The organism is Actinosynnema sp. NPDC053489, from assembly GCF_044544865.1.
GTDB lineage: Bacteria > Actinomycetota > Actinomycetes > Mycobacteriales > Pseudonocardiaceae > Actinosynnema.
In genome coordinates this window covers 175454-196720 of record NZ_JBITXT010000009.1, presented here as the reverse complement: position 1 = coordinate 196720, position 21267 = coordinate 175454, and the positions used below count along the sequence as shown (strand labels likewise).

The window sequence follows — 21267 nt, the reverse complement described above, 5'->3', positions numbered from 1 at the left end:
TTCACTCGATGGGGCCTGGTGCCGCCGCGCCGCCGACGGCACCCTGGACGACGGCGAGGGGGATGGATGGCCGCACAACCACGCAACCGCAAGAAGAACAACGGCGGTAAGAAGAAACGTCGAAACAGCAAGAAGAACAAGAACAAGCTATCACCGCTCGTACTCGTCTGCGCCGGGGTCGCGGTGTTGCTGCTGTGGGGGTTCGTCCGAGCGCATCCGGTGCTGTCCGCGCTGATCGCCGCGGCGCTGTTGGCGGTGGGAGCGGCGGGGTTTGTGGTGTGGTTGCGTGCCCGTCGCCACGAGGCGTTGCTCCAGGCCGAACGCGACCGCGCCATCGAGGTCACCGACGGCATGAGCGGCGCGGAGTTCGAGCAGTGGACCGCTCGGCTCCTGCGTCGGTCGGGGTGCGTCGACGTCCGCGTCGTCGGTGGGGCGGGTGACGCGGGCGCGGACGTCCTGGCCACGGCACCGGACGGAAGCCTCGTCGTGGTGCAGTGCAAGCGCTACGGCCAGACCAAGGTCGGCACCAAGGCGGTGCAGCTCTTCGCGGGCACCGACAGGCTTTACCACGGAGCCGACATCTCGCTGATCGTGACGACGTCGGCGTTCACGTCCGATGCCCGGAAGGTCGCGGCCGGGGTGGGCATCATTCTCGTCGATCGCGTGATCCTGGCCGAATGGGCACGAACAGGCATCGCGCCGTTCTCCTGGTCGCGCAGCAGCTCTTACCGCGGCACCATGTCGGGCTGACCTGCACCCGCGATGCGCCGAACACGACCTGCCGGCACCGGGACGGGCTGTCGACCTCATGCTTCATCCCGTGTGGAGGGTGGAGTCACGGCACTCGGCCGAGGTGCGGCAGCGGGTGGTGCGGCTGGTCCAGGAGCACGTGGGCGTGCACTCCTCGTGGTGGGCGGCGGTGTGCTCGATCGCGCCGGAGTTCGAGGTGACCCCGGAGACGCTGCGCAGGTGATCAGCTCAGAACGAGCCGACGTGTCGGCTTTGCCTGTGGCACGGGATCTTCCTGGTCGGCCACGGCCTGGTGGGGCTATCCGTCGGACGCGGTCGCCGGCGGCCGTGCCGCCGCCGCGAGCTCGAACTCGTGCGCGGTGTCCGCGAAGCTCCGCGCGAGAGGTGTCACGGTCGCGGTGCGCCAGACGAGGGCCCACCGGCCCGGCGGGGCGTCCCGGATGGGCAGGTAGGTGATGCCGGGTCGCTGGTAGTAGCGGCTGGCCTCGGCGAACACGACGCAGACGGCCTGGTCGGCCGCGACGACCGCCTGGACCTCCTGGAAGGTGGCGACCCGCGGGCCCCGTGGTACCGGGCGCCCGCTCGGCGTGCGGGCCGGCAGGACCGCGGTCTCCCAGTAGGCGGGGGCCGAACCCTCCAACCGGGGCACGACGCAGTCGCCGAGGTCTTCCAGGACCACCGACTCCCGCGCGGCCAGGGGGTGGCCGGTGGCGACCATCAACAGCAGCGGGTCGGTGAGCACGGTGGGTCCGACGGTGAGATCCGGTTCCCGCACCGGGAGCCAGCACGTCTGCAGGTCGACCTGATCAGCCCGCAGCGCCCCGAACGGGTCGCTGAAGTGCACCTCGCGGAACAGCAGCTCGCAGTGCGGGTTCCGGGCGCGGAACCGCTCGATGATCGGGGCGAGTTCGTACGCCTGGGGCCCGAACACGCCGAGGGTCAGGGTCGCGGTGGTGCCGCGGGCGGTCCTGCGCGCGGCGTCGATCGCCGCCCGGACCTGGCCGTAGGCGGCCTTGAGGTCGGTGCGGAACTGCTCGCCGAGAGGCGTCAGGCGAACCGTGCGAGTGGTGCGGTCGAACAGCGGCGCACCGATGAGCCGTTCCTGCTTCCGGACGGACTGGCTGACCCGGGCCGTGGTCAGGTGCAGCCGGTCGGCGGCCCGACCGAAGTGCAGCTCCTCGGCCAGGACCAGGAAGATCTCGATGTCGCGCAGTTCCACCACCCGATTATCAACCACGGCTAAAGAGTCGTTGCCGAGGTCGCCGTTGATCCACGGCCCGGTCGCGACGGACGCTGTACCGGCACGGCGGGAACACCGGCCACCTCCCGTTCACCCACCGGGACGCGGCTCGCACGGCTGTACCTGCCACGGGGTCGGGCCCGCCGGCATCTCGTGGTCGACATGTCGAGGAAGAAGGAACGGACGACATCATGAGCAAGGTCTGGTTCGTCACCGGTTCGTCGCGCGGCCTGGGCCGCTGCTTCGTCGAGGCCGCCCTGTCGCGCGGCGACAAGGTGGCCGCGACCGCCCGGAACACCGCGAGTCTCGACGAACTGGTCTCCGCCTACGGCGACGCGGTGCTCCCGCTCGCGCTGGACGTGACCGACAAGGCCGCCGTCTTCGACGGTGTGCGGCGGGCGAGGGAGCACTTCGGCCGACTCGACGTCATCGTGAACAACGCCGGCTACGCCCAGGTGGGCGCGATCGAGGAGCTGACCGAGCGGCAACTGCGCGACCAGCTCGAGACCAACCTGTTCGGCCCGGTGTGGGTCGTCCAGGCCGCGCTGCCCCACCTGCGCGAGCAGGGCGCGGGGCACATCATCCAGCTGTCCTCGGTCGCCGGGCTGATCGCGATGCCGCTCGGCGGCGCCTACCACGTCTCCAAGTGGGCCGTCGAAGCGCTGAACGAAACCCTCGCCCGGGAGGTCGCCGGCTTCGGCATCAAGGTGACCATCATCGAGCCCGCCGGCTTCGCCACCAGGGGCGGCAAGAACCCGGACCCGCTCAACAACGGCCACCTGGCCGAGCCCAACCCCGTCTACGACGATCTCCGCCGGCAGCTGGCCGCGGCCGTGGGGACCAAGCCGGCCGGCGACCCCGTCGCCGCGGCCCGGACCCTGCTCGAGATCGTCGACTCCGACAACCCGCCGTTGCGGGTGCTCTTCGGCCGGGGTTTCCACGACATGATCCAGCACACCTACACCGAGCGGCTCAAGACCTGGGCCGACGGGCAGGCCCTCTCGGTCGCGGCGCACGGCGACCTCGACCAGGCGGCGCCACCCGCGGCCTGAGCACCCGCGCCCCCGAACCGCGTCGTTCCCCCGGCCCGCGGGCGCGGTGGAGCACACCACCCGCTCCAGCCGGCGCCCCGGCCACGCCGGACAGGACCGAGGGGAACGCCGGTCGCGACGCGTCGTCCAGCTCGTGGGTGCCGCCGGGCGGAACGATCGCCGTTCGGCCGGAACTCATTTCAGGCAGCCGAGTTCCGAAGTGCCCAGGGCCGCCCGGCTGCACCCGTGAGGACGATTGTCGGGATCGATGTGCGGTCATCGAGTGGTGGAGTGATGGTGGAAGCGGTCGAACGAGTGAGGACTTCGCCTCACCCGTCCCGCGGTGTGCGGTCGGTCGGGTGCGCATGGCCACGACCCGACGCCGGGGGATGCCTGCCGGACCGCCGGGGTCACTCGATCCGTGGAGGCTGTCGACGGCTTCGCGTCCCCGCGCGGAAGTACCCGGGGGTGGAGCCGGCGCAGCGCGGGCGACCGGGTCGACGAATGCCGAGGTGACCGGCAACGCGTGATCCCGGTATGAGGAAGGACTGATCGTGCGCGTCCGGTGGGCAACCGGGTCGAGATTCTCCCCGAAGACGCATCATCGTTGTTCCATGCGCATTGTGAGCGGACTACGGAGAGTCTCCTGGGTGTCCCGCCGCGAGCCGCTGGAACTTCTCCTCGGAGATCGGGGGAGTGGTGTGCTCGAGCAGGGGACCTCACCCCGGATGTCGGACACGGGGTTGTGCGGCGTGGGTCAGCGCGGCCGGTGTCGGTAGCAGGCTGTTCTCGTAGCCGATCGGGGACTTCCGGCCGGGGTGGGAGTGGCGTCGTCGGGTGTTGTGGCGGTGTGCCCGGCCGAACACCGCCAGGCGTGCTTCCCCCGCGCTGCACCGGGCCTGGGCGCCTTGGCGGGTTTCGCGTTCGAAGGAGGCGTTGGGGCTTTCGGCGGCGGCGTTGTCCGCGGAGCTGCCCACCGCGCCCATGGACCGGGTCACCCCGGCGGCGCGGCAGGCGTCGGCGAAGGCCCTGGCACCGAACTGCGCCCCGTGGTCGCTGTGGAACACCGCCCCGGCCAGGCTGCCCCGCGTCCGTCGTTGGACGGTCTACCCCAACACCGCACACGATCACCAACGTGACGGCCGCACCCCGGGCGGGGAAGTCCGGTGCAGGCCCGCCGGCCTCGACCCCAGACGTGGTGACTCCCACCCCCGCCGCTCCGCGCCCGACCACGAACCCGTCGACCTGGACGCCCTGTTCATCCGGCGGGTGATCTGCTCGACCAACGATCGAACCGCAACCGGACGCGAACGCCGGACGATCCGCTGAAAGCCCGCGCTCAACGCCTCCGAGATCGCCTCCGAGATCGCCTTCGACGGCCGCCCGGCGGCTGGACGCAAGCAGCCCTCTTCAACCCGGAGGCCGCGGCGCAGGTCGGGCTTGCGCCTGGAGGTGGTTCTCGGCCTCATTCCACCGCGGGGTCACAGCCGAGGGGAACGGGTCTGCGGTGGGTGGGCGCCAGTGGGCCGATGAGGACGACCGGTCCGGGACCGCGGTGGAGCAGGCGGTGGCCGATGGAGTCGTCGCCGGTCGAGTGCGAGCCGACGACCAGCATCGATGCCAGCGCGGCGTGGCGGACCAGGCCGCTGACCACGTGCGACCGGGCGATCCTCACGTCCAGGGGCACATCGGGGTACTGCTCGGCGCAGCGGCCCACCACGGAGAAGGTGGCTTGTTCCACCGAGGCCGACCTCGGTCCGGTGACAGGCGCTCCCAGGGTGCAGCACACCACGCGCACGCCGGTACCCAAGGCCGCCGCCAGGGCGAAGGCGGCCAGCACGGCGGCGTCGGCCAGGTGGCCGCCGTCGGTGCCGACCACCACGGGGAGGTCGTCCTCCCAGACCGCGCCGGGCGGTACGGCGACCACCGGGCATCGCGCCTGTGCCGTCACGGCGAGGGCCGGCGCCGCCCGGTCCCCGTCGGAGGGCGAGCCCACCACGACCAGGTCTGCGCTGTGGGACTCGGCGGCCAGGCCGTGCGCGATCGGCTCGGGGACGCTCCGGGTGGACACGTCCAGGTGTGGCGAGTCGGCCCGCAGGCGCACGGCCAGTTCCTGCGCGGCCCGGGCCCGGCCGGGTGGGTGCGCCACCGCCAGACCGCAACCGCACCGGTCCGCGTATCCCGCCGCCCACAGCGCGGCGTCGACGTCCGTTGCGGCCGATGACAGCCCCACGACAACGCGAGCGGTGGTCCGAGGTGGTCTCGTGGTCATGTTGCGCCTCCCCGAAGCGACACGTTCCTGCGGCGCGTCGCACGTGATTGTCCACTGGCGGCAGTGCCGGTGCGGCCGGAGGCGGTTCGGGGGACCCGCACCGGCCGCGGCTCGTTTATGAGCGCTGTTCGCCTTTTAAAATCCACTGGATTCGGGTTGGGTTTCACATTGGCGGCGGAGTGGTGTGAATGTCGTCCTAAACCTGGCATCCGGGTGAACCTGCAATCTGTTTGTGTACCCAGGGTGCAATTCCATCGCGGGTCGATCGAAAGCGAATCCTATCGAATGGGAATCGTCCATTTGGCGGTCGCGGGCTCGGAGAGGGCGTGACGAACATGGGTCGGTCGTTTCGCTGTCACGTGGACTTGATCAGGCCGGAGCAGGGGTTCGGGGTGCGTGCATAAGATTTCACCGCAGTGGGTACGTGACCCCGGTGCTCCGGACCAGGCGAGTCAATGGCCTCGACATCAAGGGGTGACTGCCCCTCGGTTCCTGGGTACGGGTCTGCATGCCTGTCGGGTACCGCTGCGGATGAAACGTCCGGTCAGTCGGCGGCCACGTTCGCCAGTGAGGGAAGAGGGTCGTGGAAGAATTACGAAGAGCCTTTGAGAGAGCGGTGCGCGTCAACGACGTCCCGGGAGCGCAGTTGACCGTGCTGCGCGACGGGGAGGTGCGGGAGTTCGCGTTCGGAGAGGAGCGGTACGCCGGTGGGCGTGCGATGGGACGCGACACCAAGGTGCCCATCGGCTCCATCACGAAGACCTTCACCGCGACCCTGCTCATGGTGTTGGTGTCCGACGACGACGTCGACCTGGACGAACCCGTCTCGGAGTACCTGCCTGAGGTGCGGCAGACGGGCGGCGCGCTCGCCGAACTGCTGACCACCCGTCACCTGCTCAGCCACACCGGGGGGCTGCGCTCCGAGGTCGTCGCGCCGTCCGCGGACGGCCGACCGCCCCTGGCGGCGTCCCTCCTGGAACTCCTGCACCGGCCCGGCGAGGGCTTCTCGTACTCGAACCTCGGCTACGCCCTGGTGGGCCGCCTGATCGAGGTGGTGACCGGCATGACGTGGTCGGAGGCGGTGCAGACCATCCTGCTGAAGCCACTGGGCATCACCCCGGCCCTCATCGTGGGCGCCGACACCGCGGCGTCGTCCATCGCGCAAGGCCACACGGTGAACCGCGTCCTGAACCGGGTCCGCCCCGTCGAGCAGGAGCTGTCGCCGGTCGAGACGCCGGCGGGAGGGCTCGCCGCCAGCGCGACCGACCTGGTCGAACTGGCCCGGATGCACCTGCGCCCGGAGCACGGCGGCACCCACCACGGCCTCGTGGCCCCGGACGACCTCGCCGAGATGCGCCGCCCCGTCCTCGCCGCCGAACCGTACGGGCTGGCCGACGGCTGGGGGCTGGGCCTCGCGCTGTTCCACGGCGGCGACACCGAGTGGTTCGGCCACGACGGCACCGCCGACGGCACCTCCTGCCACCTCCGCTTCGACCCCGGCTCGGGTGCTGCGGTCGCGCTCACCGCCAACGCCGCGACCGGCGCGCTCCTGTGGCGACAGCTCCTCCCGCACCTGCGGGAGGCCGGCCTGGAGGTCGGCGAGCACGCCACCCTGATCGACGTGGGCCGACGAGCGCCCATCCCGCCCGGCTGCACCGGCGACTACGTCAACGGCGACACCTCCTACTCGGTGGTCGTCCGGGACGGTGACCTGCACCTCGTCGTCGACGGCGACCCGGCGGCGCTGCTCACCACCCACGACGGGCTCGTCTTCTCCGTGACGGACCCCTCCACCGGCGAGACCGGCCGCCCCGGACGCTTCCTGCGCGACCCCCGCAGCGGCCTGATCGACCGCATCCAGGTCGGCGGTCGGATCGCGAGCCGCCGGCAGCGCGCGCGCGAAGTGGCCTGACCGCAGGACCGCCGCCCGGCGCGGCGCCCACACCCCCCACCCCATGCTCCTGCGGCGCACCGCCGCGCCCAAAAGAGGTCTGGACAGCGATGACGCTCCACGAAGCCGCCCCTGTCACACCGCCGACCGCCGGCTCCCGCTCCGGTGGAGGCGGGAACCCGCCCGCCGCGGTCCGCACGATCGTCGACCTGTTCGCCGAACAGGTGCGCGGGAACCCCGACGGCGTCGCCGTGATCGCGCAGGGGGTGGAGTGCGCGTACTCCGAGCTGGACGCCCGCGCGGACCGCCTCGCGCGCCGCCTGCTGCACCTGGGGGTGCGGCCCGAGCAGTGCGTCGGCGTTCTGGCGGACCGCTCCGCGGACCTGGTGGCCATCCTCCTCGCCGTGGTCAGGGCCGGTGGCGCGTACGTGCCGCTGGACACCCGCGCCCCGGTCGGCCGGATGAGCACCGTCCTGGCCGAGGCGGGGGTGTCGGTGCTGGTGACCGACCGCGCCTGGAGGGCCACCGCCGAACGCGTCCACGACGGACACCTCGTCGTGGTCGACGACGAGGACCCGGTCGCCGAATCGGAGCCCGCACCCCCCGTCGCGGTGCACCCGGACAACCTGGCCTACGTCATGTTCACCTCGGGTACGACCGGTAAGCCCAAGGGCGTGGCGGTGCGGCACCGGGACGTGGTGGCCCTGGCGTTGGACTCGCGGTTCGGTGGTGGGGCGCACGAGCGCGTGTTGTTGCACTCGGCTCAGGCGTTCGATGCGACGACGTACGAGGTGTGGGTGCCGTTGCTCAACGGGGGCGGTGTCGTGGTCGCCCCTGTGGGTGATGTGGACGGTCGGGTCCTGCGCGAGGTGGTGGGCCGTCATGGTGTGACGGGTGTGTTCCTGACCTCGGGGTTGTTCCGGGTGTTGGCGCAGGACGATCCGGCGTGTTTCGCGGGGTTGCGGGAGGTGTGGACCGGTGGTGACGTGGTGCCGGCCGCGGCGGTGCGGCGGGTCCTGGAGGTCTGTCCCGGTCTGACCGCGGTCGATGTCTACGGCCCGACGGAGGCGACCACCTTCGCCACCTCCCACCCGATGACCTCCGCCGACGCCGTCCCGGACGTGCTGCCCATCGGCCGCCCGCTGGACGACATGCGCGCCTACGTGCTGGACGAGGACCTGCGCCCGGTGGCCGACGGCGCGACCGGCGAGCTGTTCATCGCCGGCGCGGGCGTGGCCCGCGGCTACCTCGGCCGCCCCGGGCTGACCGCCGACCGGTTCGTGGCCGACCCGTTCGGCCCGCCGGGACAGCGGATGTACCGCACCGGCGACCTGGTCCGGTGGAACCCGCACGGGGAACTGGACTTCGTCGGCCGCGTCGACGAGCAGGTCAAGGTCCGGGGCTTCCGCATCGAGGCCGGCGAGGTCGAGGGGGCCCTGGCCCGCCACCCCGGTGTGGCGCAGGCGGCCGTCGCCGCCCGGCACGACCGGGTGGGGACCAAGCGCTTGGTGGCCTGGGTCGTCCCGACGGGCGATCGGGCCCCCGACGACGGCGAGCTGCGGGAACTGGTCCTGCGGACGTTGCCCGACTACATGGTGCCGTCGGCCTTCGTCACCGCCGACCGCCTGCCGCTGAACACCAACGGCAAGGTCGACCGCAAGGCCCTGCCCGAGCCCGACTGGCAGGCCGCCCCGCGTGCCGACCGCGTGGCGCCCCGCACGCCCACCGAGACCGCCGTCGCGGTCGCCTGGGCCGAAGTCCTGGGCGTGGCGCCCGACCGGGTCGGCGTCGAGGACGACTTCCTGGTCCTGGGCGGCGACTCGATCCAGGCCATCCGGGTGGTCTCCCGCCTCCGCTCGGCGCTCGGCGTGCCGTTGTCCTCCGGGGACGTGTTCACCGCGCGCACCGTCGCCGGGCTCGCCGCGCTGGTGGCCGACCGGCGGCACGCGGGCGCGGACGACCGCATCGCGCCCACGCCGCGCGACGCGACCCTGCCGCTGTCACCGGCCCAGCAGCGGCTGTGGTTCCTGCAGCGGCTCGACCCCGCCGCCACCGACTACAACACCGGCGTGGGCCTGAAGCTGTCCGGGCCGCTGGACGAGGCCGCCCTGCGGGCCGCCCTGGACGGCCTGGTCGAGCGGCACGAGACCATGCGCACCACGTTCGACGAGGTCGACGGCCGGGGCGTGCAGGTCGTCGCGCCGCACGGGACGCTGCCGCTGCGCGTGGTGGACCTGACCGGGGTGGCGCCCGCCGACCGCGATGCCGCCCTGGACCGGGTCTTCACCGAGGAGCTGACCACCCCGTTCGACCTGGTCCGCGGTCCACTGGCCCGCGCCGTGCTGGCCCGCGTGGCCGACGACGAGCACGTGCTCCTGCTCGACCAGCACCACATCGCCACCGACGGCTGGTCGGTCCGCGTGCAGGTCGACGACCTGGTCGAGCTGTACCGGGCCGCGCTCCGAAGAACCAGACCCGACCTGCGTCCGCTGCCGGTGCGCTACGCCGACTTCGCCGTGTGGCAGCGCGACCGCCTCGCCGACCCGGCCCTGGCCGACGAACTCGACCACTGGCGCGACCGGCTCGCCGGCCTGGAACCGCTGGACCTGCCCACCGACCGCCCCCGGCCCGCGCGGCGCACCACCCCCGGCGCCGTGCACCGCGAGGCCCTGCCCGCCGACCTGGTGCGACGCCTGGTCGAGCTGGGCCGCGCCGACGGCGCCACCCTCTTCACCACCCTGGCCGCCGCCGTGCAGGTGCTGCTGGCCCGCTACACCGGCCGGCGCGACGTCGCCGTGGGCACCGCGTCCTCCGGCCGCGGCAGGCCGGAGCTCGACGACCTCGTCGGCTTCTTCGTCAACACCCTCGTCCTGCGCTGCGCCGCGGACCCGGCCACGTCGTTCCGCGACTTCCTGGGCCAGGTGCGCGCGACGTCGCTGGACGCGTTCAGCCACGACCAGGTGCCCTTCGACCGGCTCGTCGACGAGCTCCAGCCCGACCGCGACCCCAGCCGCACGCCGCTGGTGCAGGCGATGGTCGTGCTCCAGCAGGCGATGGTGGAGCCGACCTCGGTGGACGGGCTGCGCGTCGAGGAGCACCACCTGCCCCGCCCGCGCGCCCGGTTCGAGCTGCTGGTCGAGTTCTGGCCCAGGGGCGAGGCGCTGGACGTGGCGCTGGAGTACAACACCGACCTGTTCGACGCCGCCACGATCGAGCGGCTGTGCGGTCACCTCGTGGTGCTGCTGGAGGCCGTCACCGCCGACCCGGACCGCCGGCTGGGCGACCTGCCGCTGCTGGACCCCGCCGAACGCCACCGGGTCCTGCAGGAGTGGAACGACACCCGCCGGGACCTGCCCCCGGCGACGGTCACCTCCCTGTTCACCGCGCAGGTCCGGCGCACGCCCGACGCCACCGCCGTGCTCGCCGACGGCGTCGCGCTCACCTACGCCGAGCTGGACGAGCGGGCCAACCGGCTCGCCCACCACCTGCTGCGCCGCGGCCTGCGCGCCGAGGAGCCGGTGGCGCTGCTGCTGGGCCGGTCGGTCGACCTCGTCGTGGCCGAGCTGGCCGTGGTCAAGGCCGGTGGGGCCTACGTGCCGCTGGACACCAGGTCGCCGGTCGAGCGGCTGGCGGCGCTGCTGACCGGGACGCGGACCGGGGTCGTGCTGACCGACCGGGCGTGGCGGGACACCGCCGCGTCCGTCCACGACGGCCACCTCGTCGTCCTGGGCGACGCGGACCTGTCGGCCGAGCCCGCCACCGACCCGGACGTGCCGCTGCACCCGGACAACCTGGCCTACGCCATGTTCACCTCGGGCTCGACGGGCGTGCCCAAGGGCGTGGCGGTGCGGCACCGCGACGTGACCGCCCTGGCCCGCGACTCGCGCTTCCTCGGCGACGCGCACGCCAGGGTCCTGCTGCACTCCGCGCCCGCCTTCGACGCCACCACCTACGAGCTGTGGGTGCCGCTGCTCAACGGCGGCACCGTCGTCGTCGCCCCGTCCGGCGACCTCGACCCGGACCTGCTGCGCGACCTGGTCACCCGGCACGGCCTTACCGGCCTGTGGCTGACCGCCGGGCTGTTCCGCGCCGTGGCGCAGGACGACCCGGCCTGCCTGGCGGGGCTGCGCGAGGTGTGGACCGGCGGCGACGTGGTGCCCGCGACCGCCGTGCGCCGGGTCTTGGAGACCTGCCCGGGCATCGCCGTGGTCGACGGCTACGGCCCCACCGAGACCACCACGTTCGCCACCTCGCACCGCATGGCCGACGTCGCCGACGTCCCGGACGTCGTGCCCATCGGCCGCCCGCTCGACGACATGCGCGTCTACGTGCTGGACGACGACCTGTCGCCGACGCCGATCGGCGTGCCGGGCGAGCTGCACATCGCGGGCTCGGGCCTGGCCCGCGGCTACCTGGGCCGTCCCGGCCTGACCGCCGAGCGCTTCGTGCCCGACCCGTTCGGCGCGCCGGGGGAGCGGATGTACCGCACCGGCGACGTGGTGCGCTGGAAGCCCGACGGCACCGTCGAGTTCGTGGGCCGCACCGACGACCAGGTCAAGATCCGCGGCTTCCGCGTCGAACCGGGCGAGGTCGACGCGGTGCTGTCCGAGCACCCCGCCGTCGCCCAGTCCGTCACCGTCGTGCGCGTGGACGACACCGGTCGCAAGCGCCTGGTCGCCTACCTGACCGTCACCGGCGACCGGCCGGACGCGGTCGCGTTGCGCGAGTTCCTGGGTCGCGCGCTGCCCGACTACCTCGTGCCCTCCGCGTTCGTGGTGGTGGACGCGTTCCCGCTCAACGCCAACGGCAAGGTGGACCGCCGCGCCCTGCCCGAACCGGACTGGGGGACCGCCGGCACCGCCCACGTCGCGCCCGCCGAGGGGCCGCAGGCCGCGCTGGCCGACATCTGGGCCGAGCTGCTGGGCCTGGACCGCGTCGGCGCCCACGACAACTTCTTCGAGCTGGGCGGCGACTCCATCCTCAGCATCCAGGTCGTGTCGCGCGCCCGCCGCGCCGGGCTGGCGCTCACCCCCGGCGACCTGTTCCGCCACCCCACGGTGGCCGCCCTCGCCGCCGCGGCCGTGCCGGAGCAGGGCAGCGCCGGGCAGCCGAGCGCGGACCAGGGCCCGGTGGTCGGCGACGTGCCGCTCACCCCGGTGCAGCGGTGGCTGTTCGCCACCAACCCCGACCACCCGGGCCACTTCGCCCAGTCGCTGACCGCGGAACTGGCCGACGGGGTGGACGTGGCGGCGTTGCGGCGGGCGCTGGAGGCGTTGCTGGAGCACCACGACGCGCTGCGGATGCGGTTCGAGCGCACCGGCGACGGCGGGTGGCGGCAGCACAACGCCCCCGCCGAACCGGGCGACGTCCTCGACGTCCACGAGGTGTCCCCGGCCGACGAGGAGCGCGTCCGCGCCGTCACCACCCGGGCGCACGCGGACATCGACCTGGCGGACGGGCCGTTGGTGAAGGCCGCGCTGTTCCGCGCGGACGGGCACCGCCCGCTGCTGTTCCTCGCCGTGCACCACCTGGTCGTGGACGGCGTGTCGTGGCGCGTCCTGCTGGAGGACCTGGCCTCCGCCTACGACCAGGCGGCCCGCGGCGAGCCCGTCCGGCTGGGGGCGAAGACCACTTCGTTCCAGGAGTGGGCGCACCGGCTGGCCGAGCACACCGCGAACGGCGGGTTCGACGACGAGCGCGACCACTGGGCGCGGACCGCCGCGGTGGACCCGTCCCTGCCCGTCGACCGCGACGGGACCGGCACCGCCGGCTCCACCCGCACCGTCGCCGTCCGGCTGGACGCCGCGACCACGCGGGCGTTGTTGCAGGACGTGCCGGGTGTGTACCGCACGCAGGTCAACGACGTGCTGCTCAGCGCGTTGGGTCGGGTGCTGGTGGAGTGGACGGGTCGGGAGCGGGTGGTGGTGGACCTGGAGGGCCACGGCCGCGAGGACCTGCTCGACGGCGTGGACCTCTCGCGCACGGTCGGCTGGTTCACCTCGATCTTCCCGGTCGCCTTGGACGTGCCGGGCACCGGTGATTGGGGGAGCACCCTCAAGTCGGTCAAGGAGCAGCTGCGGGCGGTGCCGCGCAAGGGCATCGGCCACGGCGCGCTGCACGAGCCGGGTGCCGCCGGCCCGCGGATCAGCTTCAACTACCTGGGCAGGCTGGACTGGTCCGCGGTGGAGGGCGGGCTGCTGCACGCCGTGCGCGGCAGCCTGGAGCTGCACGGCGCGCCGGAAGCGCCCCGGCCGCACCTGCTCGACGTGGTCGGCGCGGTCGAACGCGGCACCCTCGAACTGACCTGGTACTTCAGCGATCGGGTGCACGACGAGGCGACGGTGCGGGCGTTGGCCGAGCGCATGGCGGAGGCGTTGCGGGAGATCGTGGCGCACTGCGCGCGCCCGGACGCCGGTGGCCGCACGCCGTCGGACTTCCCGCTGGCCGGGTTGGACCAGGCCGGGGTGGACCGGCTGGTCGGTGACGGCCGCGACGTCGAGGACGTCTACCCGCTGACCCCCATGCAGGCCGGCATGGTCTTCCACGGCCTGGTCGACCGGGGCACCTCCGGCGCCTACTTCAACCAGGTGCACTTCCGCCTGTCCGGGGTGACCGACCTGCGGGTGCTGGGCGAGGCGTGGCAGCGGGTCGTGGACCACAACCCGGTGCTGCGCTGCGAGATCGCGTGGGAGGGCCTGCCCGAACCGCTCCAGCTCGTGCGCCACCGCGTCACCCTCCCGGTCGCGTACCTGGACTGGACCGGACTGGACGACGCCGGCCGCGAGGAGGAGCTGCGCGGGTACCTGGAACGGGACCGCGCCGCCGGCCTGGACCTGGGCACGGCACCGCTGATGCGCGTGGCGGTCGCGGCGCTCTCGCCCGACGAGGTCCAGGTCGTGTGGACCTTCCACCACGTGCTGCTCGACGGCTGGACCGCGGCGCAGCTGTTCACCGAGGTCTGCGAGCACCACGCGGCCATCACGCGCGGCGGCTCGGGACCCGCGGCCGCCCGGCGCCCGTTCCGCGACTACGTGGACTGGCTGGACCGGCAGGACCGGGCGGCGGCCGAGCGGTACTGGCGCCGGGTGCTCGGCGGGTTCGACGAGCCGACCCCGCTGCCCTTCGACCGGCGCCCGGTCGAGGCCCACCGCGCCGCGTCCGGCGGCACCGCCCGCTTCGACCTGACCGCCGAGCAGACCGAGCGGCTGCGCACCGCCGCCCAGCGCAACGGCCTCACCGTGAGCACGGTCGTGCAGGGCGCGTGGGCCCTGCTGCTGGCCCGCTACGGCGGCACCTCCGACGTCGTGTTCGGCACCACCGTCTCCGGCCGACCCGCCGACCTGGCGGGCGTCGAGCGGATGGTCGGCATGTTCATCAACACCGTGCCGACCCGCGTCGCCGTCGACCGGGACCGCGACCAGCTGTCGTGGCTGCGCGAACTCCAGGCCGACCAGGCCGAGGCGCGGCGCTTCGAGCACGTGCCGCTGTCCCGGCTGCGCGCCTGGAGCGACCTGCCCGGCGGCTCGAACCTGTTCGACAGCATCGTGGTCTTCGAGAACTACCCGTTCGACGAGGACGCGATGGCCGCGCACGGCCTGCGGTTGCACGACCTGCGCGCCGACGAGCCGACCAACTACGCCCTCACCGTCGTCGTCTCACCGGGTCCGCGACTGGCCGTCGAGCTGGACCACGACCCGGCGCTGTTCGACCGGGCCACGGTGGAGCGGCTGGGCCGGCACCTGCGGGCGTTGCTGGAGGACGTGCTGGCCGACCCCGACGCGCCGCTGCGCGACCTGCGGATGCTCGACGAGGACGAGCGGCGACAGGTGCTGGTGGGGTGGAACCCCACCGGCCGCGACTACCCGGTGGCCACGCTGCCCCGGCTGTTCGCCGAGCAGGCCGCCCGCACCCCCGACGTCGTCGCCGTCACCTGCGAGGGCCGCGCCCTGACCTACGCCGAGCTGGACGACCGCGCCAACCGGCTGGCGCACGTCCTGGCCGGGCGCGGCGCCGCGCCGGAGCGGTACGTCGCGCTGCGGCTGCCCCGCTCGATCGACCTGGTGGTGGCCGTCCTGGGCGTGCTCAAGGCCGGCGCGGCCTACCTGCCGATCGACCCCTCCTACCCCGCCGACCGGGTGGCCGGCATGGTCGAGGACGCGCGGCCGGTGCTCACGCTGACCGAGCTGCCCGACCTGTCCGGCGCGCCCGCGACCCCGCCCGAGGTGGACCTGCGGCCCGAGCACCCGGCCTACGTCATCTACACCTCCGGCTCCACCGGCAAGCCCAAGGGCGTGGTCATCCCGCACTCCAACGTGGCGCGGCTGTTCTCCGCGACCGACCACTGGTTCGGGTTCGGGGCGGACGACGTGTGGACGCTGTTCCACAGCTACGCCTTCGACTTCTCGGTCTGGGAGCTGTGGGGGCCGCTGCTGCACGGCGGGCGGCTGGTCGTCGTCCCGCACGAGGTCTCGCGCTCCCCGGGCGACTTCGCCCGGCTGCTGGCCGACGAGCGCGTCACCGTGCTCAACCAGACGCCCTCGGCGTTCTACCAGCTCATCGCCGAGAAGCCGACCGGGCTGAGCCTGCGGTACGTGATCTTCGGCGGCGAGGCGCTGGACGTGCGCAAGCTGGCCGCCTGGGACGGCCCGGGCGAGCTGATCAACATGTACGGCATCACCGAGACCACCGTGCACGTCACGTGGACGCCCGCCGACGGCACGGTCGGCGAGCCCATCCCCGACCTGCGGGTGTACGTCCTCGACGACGACCTGCGGCCGGTGCCGCCGGGCGTCACGGGCGAGATGTACGTCGCCGGCGCGGGCCTGGCGCGCGGGTACCTCAACCGGCCGGGCCTGACCGCCTCCCGGTTCGTGGCCGACCCGTTCGGCGAACCCGGCACGCGCATGTACCGCACCGGCGACCTGGCCCGCTGGCTGGACGGCCGGCTGGACTACCTCGGCCGCGCCGACCACCAGGTCAAGATCCGCGGCTTCCGCATCGAACTGGGGGAGATCGAGGCGGCGCTGGAAGCGCACGACGACGTGGCCGAGTCGGTCGCCGCGGTCCGCGAGCACGCCGGGCGCAAGCTGATCGTCGGTTACGTCGTGCCCGCCGCGGGCCGCACCGCGCCCGCCGCCGGGGAGCTGCGCGGCTTCCTGGCCCGCTCACTGCCGGAGCACATGGTGCCCTCGGCGTTCGTCGCCCTGGACCGGCTGCCGCTGACCGGCAACGGCAAGCTCGACCGCAAGGCGCTGCCCGCGCCCGAGTGGGAGACCACCGGCTCCGGGCACGTCGCCCCGCGCACCGAGGCCGAGCGGGTGCTCGCGGAGATCTGGGCGCAGGTGCTCGGCGTCGAGCGCGTCGGCGTCGAGGACGACTTCTTCGAGCTGGGCGGCGACTCGATCATCAGCATCCAGATCGTCTCGCGCGCCCGGCAGGCGGGGTTCGCCCTGGTGCCGCGCGACCTGTTCACCCATTCCACGGTCGCCGCCCTGGCCGCCGCCGCACCGGCCGCCGCGGCGGTCGAGGCCGCGCCGCGGGGCCCGGTCACCGGCGAGGTGCCGCTGACCCCGATCCAGCACTGGTTCCTCGACGCCCGGCCGCCCCGACCGGAGCACTTCGACCAGTCGATGCTCCTGGAGTTCGCCGACGAGGTGGACGTGGCGGCGTTGCGGCGGGCGCTGGAGGCGTTGCTGGAGCACCACGACGCGCTGCGGATGCGGTTCGAGCGCACCGACGACGGCGGGTGGCGGCAGCACAACGCGCCGGTCGAGCCGGTGGAGGTGCTGTCGGTGCACGAACTGCCCGACGACGAGGCGCGGCGAGCCGTCGTGCGGGAGGTGCACCGCGGCTTCGACCTCGGTCGCGGGCCGCTGCTGCGCGCGGCGCTGCTCCGCTCCCGGGACGGTGGCCGGCAACTGCTGGTCGCCGTGCACCACCTGGTCGTGGACGGCGTGTCGTGGCGCGTCCTGCTGGACGACCTCGACACCGCCTACCGGCAGGCGCTGCGCGGCGAGCCGGTCGACCTCGGGGCCAGGACCACGTCGTTCCGGGACTGGGCGCTGCGGCTGGCCGAGCACGCCGCCGGCGGCGGGTTCGACGACGAGGCCGACCACTGGGCCGGCACGACCGCCGACCGCGGCGTGCCCGTGGACCTCGACGGTGCCAACACCAGCGGGACCGTGCGGGGCGTCAGCGCCGAGCTGGACGCCGCGACCACGCGGGCGTTGTTGCAGGACGTGCCGGGTGTGTACCGCACGCGGGTCAACGACGTGCTGCTCAGCGCGTTGGGTCGGGTGCTGGTGGAGTGGACGGGTCGGGAGCGGGTGGTGGTGGACCTGGAGGGCCACGGCCGAGACGGCGACTTCCTCGACGGCGTGGACCTCTCGCGCACGGTCGGCTGGTTCACCTCGGTCTTCCCGGTGGCGCTGGAGGTGCCGGGCACCGGTGATTGGGGGAGCACCCTCAAGTCGGTCAAGGAGCAGCTGCGGGCGGTGCCGCGCAAGGGCATCGGCCACGGCGCGCTGCGCTACCTGCGCGGCACCGGCACCGGCACCGACGCCGCAGGGCACCCGGCGGTGGCCTTCAACTACCTCGGGCAGTTCGACCAGGCGGCGGGCGGGACGGTGTTCCGCACCGTCGACGGCCTGGCCGCCGACGCCGCGCCGGACACGCCCCGGCCGCACCTGCTCGACGTCGTCGGCGCGGTCGAGGACAAGCGCCTCAAGCTCACCTGGTACTTCAGCGATCGGGTGCACGACGAGTCGACGGTGCGGGTGTTGGCCGAGCGCATGGCGGGGGCGTTGCGGGAGATCGTGGCGCACTGCGCGCGGCCGGACGCCGGTGGCCGCACGCCGTCGGACTTCCCGCTGGCCGGGTTGGACCAGGCCGGGGTCGATCGGCTGGTCGGTGACGGCCGGGACGTCGAGGACGTCTACCCGCTGACCCCCATGCAGGCCGGCATGGTCTTCCACAGCCTGTCCCAGGGCGAGGAAGGGCTCTACACCGAGCAGATCGCGTTCGTCCTCGACGGCGTCACCGACACCGCCGTGCTGGCCCGCGCCTGGCGCGAGGTGGTCGAGCGGACGCCCATCCTGCGCAGCCGCGTCGTGTGGGAGGGCGTCGACCGCCCGTTGCAGGTCGTGCAGCGCGGTGTCGAGGTGCCCGTTCGGGAGCTGGACTGGACCGGCCTGTCCGACGACGAACACCGGCAGGCGTTGCGCGAACTGCTCGAACGCGACGCCGCCCGGGGGCTGGACCTCGGCGCCGCGCCGCTCATGCGCCTGGTGCTGGCCCGCGTCTCCGACACCGCCGTGCGGGTCGTGTGGACCTTCCACCACGTGCTGCTCGACGGCTGGAGCACCTTCCAGGTGCTCACCGACGTCTTCGGCTGCCACGCCGCCATCACCGCCGGCCGACGTCCCGAGCCGGTCGCGCGCCGCCCGTTCGGCGACTACCTGCGGTGGCTGCACCAGCAGGACGCCGAGGAGGCCGAGCGGCACTGGCGGCGGGTGCTCGACGGGTTCCGCGCCCCGACCGCGCTGCCCGTGGACCGCCCCGCCGAGCAGGGGCACGCCGGCGGTTCCGCCGAGTGGCTCACGCTGACCCTGCCCGGCGCCGCCCTGCGCGGGTTCGCCCAGCGCAACGGCTTGACCACCAACGCCGTCGTGCAGGGCGCGTGGGCCCTGCTGCTGTCGCGCTACAGCGGGCAGCGCGACGTGTGCTTCGGCTCCACCGTGTCCGGCCGCCCGGCCGACCTGCCGGGCGCGGACTCCATCACCGGCATGTTCATCAACACCCTGCCGGTGCGGGTGGAGGTCGACGACGACGAACCGGTCGTGGCGTGGCTGCGCCGGTTGCAGGCGGCGCAGGCGGAGTCCCGGCGGTTCCAGCACGTGTCCCTGGCCGAGCTGCAGGGCTGGAGCGACGTGCCGGGCGGTGTGGACCTGTTCGCGAGCATCCTGGTGTTCGAGAACTACCCGGTCGACGACGAGGCCGCCGCCGGGCACGGCCTGGCGCTGCGCGACCTGCACGCCGTGGAGACCACCAACTACCCGCTCAGCATCGGCATCCGCCCCGGCGAGGAGATGGTGGTGGAGCTGGGCTACGACCCGGCCTTGTTCGACGCCGCCACGGTGGAGCGGATCGCCGGCCACCTGACCCGCGCCCTGGAGGGCATGACCGCCGACCCGGACCGCGCGCTGGGCGAGGTCGACGTCCTCGACGAGGCGGAGCGGCGGCTCGTCCTGCCGCCCCTCGCCGACCCGGAGGTCCCGGGCGGCACGGTGGTCGACCTGTTCGCCGAGCGGGCCGACCTGACCCCGCACGCCACGGCCGTGGTCGCCGGCGGCACCTCGCTGACCTACGCCGAGCTGGACGCCCGCGCCAACCGGCTGGCGCACCGGCTCATCGCCCTGGGCGTGCGGCCCGAGGACCGCGTCGGCGTGCTGCTGGACCGCTCGGCGGAGCTGGTGGTCGCGGTGCTCGCCGTGGCCAAGGCCGGTGGCGCCTACCTGCCGCTGGACCTCCGGGCGCCCGCCGACCGGATGCGGCTGGTCCTGGACCGGGCCGGGGCGGGCGTGCTGCTCACCGACCCCGCCTGGGAGACCACCGCCGGGCAGGTCCACGCCGGGCACGTCGTCGTGCTCGACGGTGACGCCGACGGGCCCGCCGGACGACCCGCGGTCGCGGTGCACCCGGACAACCTGGCCTACGTCGAGTACACCTCCGGGTCCACGGGCACGCCCAAGGGCGTGGCGGTGCGGCACCGCGACGTGGTGGCGCTGGCGCTGGACTCCCGCTTCGACGGCCCGGCCCACCGCACCGTGCTGGTGCACTCGCCGCTCGCGTTCGACGCCTCCACCTACGAGCTGTGGGTGCCGCTGCTGCGCGGTGGCACGGCGGTCGTCGCCCCGCCCGAGGACCTCGACGCGGCGCTGCTGCGCGAGCTGATCACCGCCCACGGCGTGACCGCGCTCTGGCTGACCGCCGGCCTGTTCCGGGTGCTGGCCCAGGACTCGCCGGACTGCCTGGCCGGTGTCGCCGAGGTGTGGACCGGCGGCGACGTCGTGCCCGCCCCGGCAGTGCGCCGAGTCGTGCAGGCGTGCCCCGGACTGGTGGTGGTGGACGGCTACGGGCCCACCGAGACGACGACCTTCGCCACCGCCCACCGGATGCCGGACCTCGCCTCCGTGCCCGACACCGTGCCCATCGGCGCGGCGCTGGACGGGATGCGCACCTACGTGCTGGACGACCGGCTGCGGCCGGTGCCGGTCGGCGTGCCCGGTGAGCTGTACCTCGCCGGAGCCGGCCTGGCCCGCGGCTACCTCGACCGGCCGGGCCTGACCGCCTCCCGGTTCGTGGCCGACCCGTTCGGCGGACCCGGCACGCGCATGTACCGCACCGGGGACGTGGTGCGGTGGCTGCCGCGGGGGGTGCTGGAGTTCGCCGGTCGCGCCGACGACCAGGTCAAGCTGCGCGGCTTCCGCATCGAGCTGGGCGAGGTCGAGGCCGTGCTGGGCGGTCACCCCGACGTGGCGCAGCTCGTCGTGGTGGCCCGCGAGGACCCGCCCGGGGTCAAGCGGCTGGTGGCCTACGTGGTGCCCGCCGACCCCGGCCGCGCACCCGACCCGGCCGACCTGGCCGCGTTCGCCGGACGACACCTGCCCGACTACATGGTGCCCTCGGCGTTCGCGGTGCTCGACGCGCTGCCGCTGAGCACCAACGGCAAGGTCGACCGGGCCGCGCTGCCCGCACCCGCCGAGACCGCGCCCGCCGCGCGGTACGTCGCCCCCCGGACCGACACCGAGCAGGTGCTGGCCGGGATCTGGGAGGACGCGCTGGGCGCGGACCGCGTCGGCGTCGAGGACGACTTCTTCGCCCTCGGCGGCGACTCCATGCGCAGCCTGCTGGTCACCTCGCGCTGCCGCGCGGCCTTCGACGTGCCGCTGACCCCGCACGACGTCCTCACCGCCCGCACCGTGGAGAACCTGGCGCGGCTGGTCGAGGAGAAGATCCTGCTCGAACTCGAGCGAGTCGCCTTCGGTGACGACGCGACCCGGACACTGTGAGGAGAGACCACGCC

At 73.7% G+C, this 21267-nt stretch carries 8 protein-coding genes; 5 read left to right on the top strand and 3 right to left on the bottom strand.

Going from position 1 to position 21267, the window contains the following annotated elements:
* Positions 1–66 precede the first annotated feature (66 nt).
* Together ACIGNX_RS22265 and ACIGNX_RS22260 are read left to right on the top strand one after the other, a co-directional pair.
* Positions 67–750: a restriction endonuclease gene (locus ACIGNX_RS22265; protein ID WP_396542579.1), complete on the top strand. Its 684-nt coding sequence runs from the start codon at positions 67–69 to the stop codon at positions 748–750.
* A 79-nt stretch (positions 751–829) separates the two neighbouring features.
* A complete protein-coding gene (locus ACIGNX_RS22260) occupies positions 830–973 on the top strand; it encodes a hypothetical protein (RefSeq protein WP_396542578.1) in 144 nt (47 codons plus the stop codon).
* A 75-nt stretch (positions 974–1048) separates the two neighbouring features.
* Here the strand turns inward: ACIGNX_RS22260 and ACIGNX_RS22255 are convergent, their stop codons facing one another.
* A complete protein-coding gene (locus ACIGNX_RS22255; protein WP_396542577.1) occupies positions 1049–1969 on the bottom strand; it encodes a LysR family transcriptional regulator in 921 nt (306 codons plus the stop codon).
* Between the two features lie 212 nt (positions 1970–2181).
* On the opposite strand from ACIGNX_RS22255, the gene ACIGNX_RS22250 reads away from it, so the two are divergent.
* Positions 2182–3042 carry an SDR family NAD(P)-dependent oxidoreductase gene (locus ACIGNX_RS22250; protein WP_396542576.1) on the top strand — a complete coding sequence of 287 codons (861 nt, stop codon included), beginning with the start codon at positions 2182–2184 and terminating at the stop codon, positions 3040–3042.
* A 698-nt stretch (positions 3043–3740) separates the two neighbouring features.
* Here ACIGNX_RS22250 and ACIGNX_RS22245 read toward each other — a convergent pair.
* Together ACIGNX_RS22245 and ACIGNX_RS22240 are read right to left on the bottom strand one after the other, a co-directional pair.
* The gene (locus tag ACIGNX_RS22245; RefSeq protein WP_396542658.1) at positions 3741–4019 is read right to left on the bottom strand and encodes an integrase core domain-containing protein; all 279 of its coding nucleotides are present in this window, start codon (positions 4017–4019) and stop codon (positions 3741–3743) included.
* A gap of 467 nt (positions 4020–4486) precedes the next feature.
* Positions 4487–5170 carry a hypothetical protein gene (locus ACIGNX_RS22240; protein ID WP_396542575.1) on the bottom strand — a complete coding sequence of 228 codons (684 nt, stop codon included), beginning with the start codon at positions 5168–5170 and terminating at the stop codon, positions 4487–4489.
* A gap of 706 nt (positions 5171–5876) precedes the next feature.
* Here ACIGNX_RS22240 and ACIGNX_RS22235 point away from each other — a divergent pair.
* Together ACIGNX_RS22235 and ACIGNX_RS22230 are read left to right on the top strand one after the other, a co-directional pair.
* A complete protein-coding gene (locus ACIGNX_RS22235) occupies positions 5877–7205 on the top strand; it encodes a serine hydrolase domain-containing protein (RefSeq protein ID WP_396542574.1) in 1329 nt (442 codons plus the stop codon).
* Positions 7206–7294: 89 nt separating this feature from the next.
* Complete coding sequence (locus ACIGNX_RS22230) at positions 7295–21253, top strand: non-ribosomal peptide synthase/polyketide synthase (protein ID WP_396542573.1); 13959 nt, start codon at positions 7295–7297, stop codon at positions 21251–21253.
* Positions 21254–21267 lie beyond the last annotated feature (14 nt).

What these genes read in the sequence shown, in the direction of transcription:
- ACIGNX_RS22265 (WP_396542579.1), top strand. Translation starts at nt 67, where the DNA reads ATGGCCGCACAACCACGCAACCGCAAGAAGAACAACGGCGGTAAGAAG.
- ACIGNX_RS22250 (WP_396542576.1), top strand. Translation starts at nt 2,182, where the DNA reads ATGAGCAAGGTCTGGTTCGTCACCGGTTCGTCGCGCGGCCTGGGCCGC.
- ACIGNX_RS22230 (WP_396542573.1), top strand. Translation starts at nt 7,295, where the DNA reads ATGACGCTCCACGAAGCCGCCCCTGTCACACCGCCGACCGCCGGCTCC.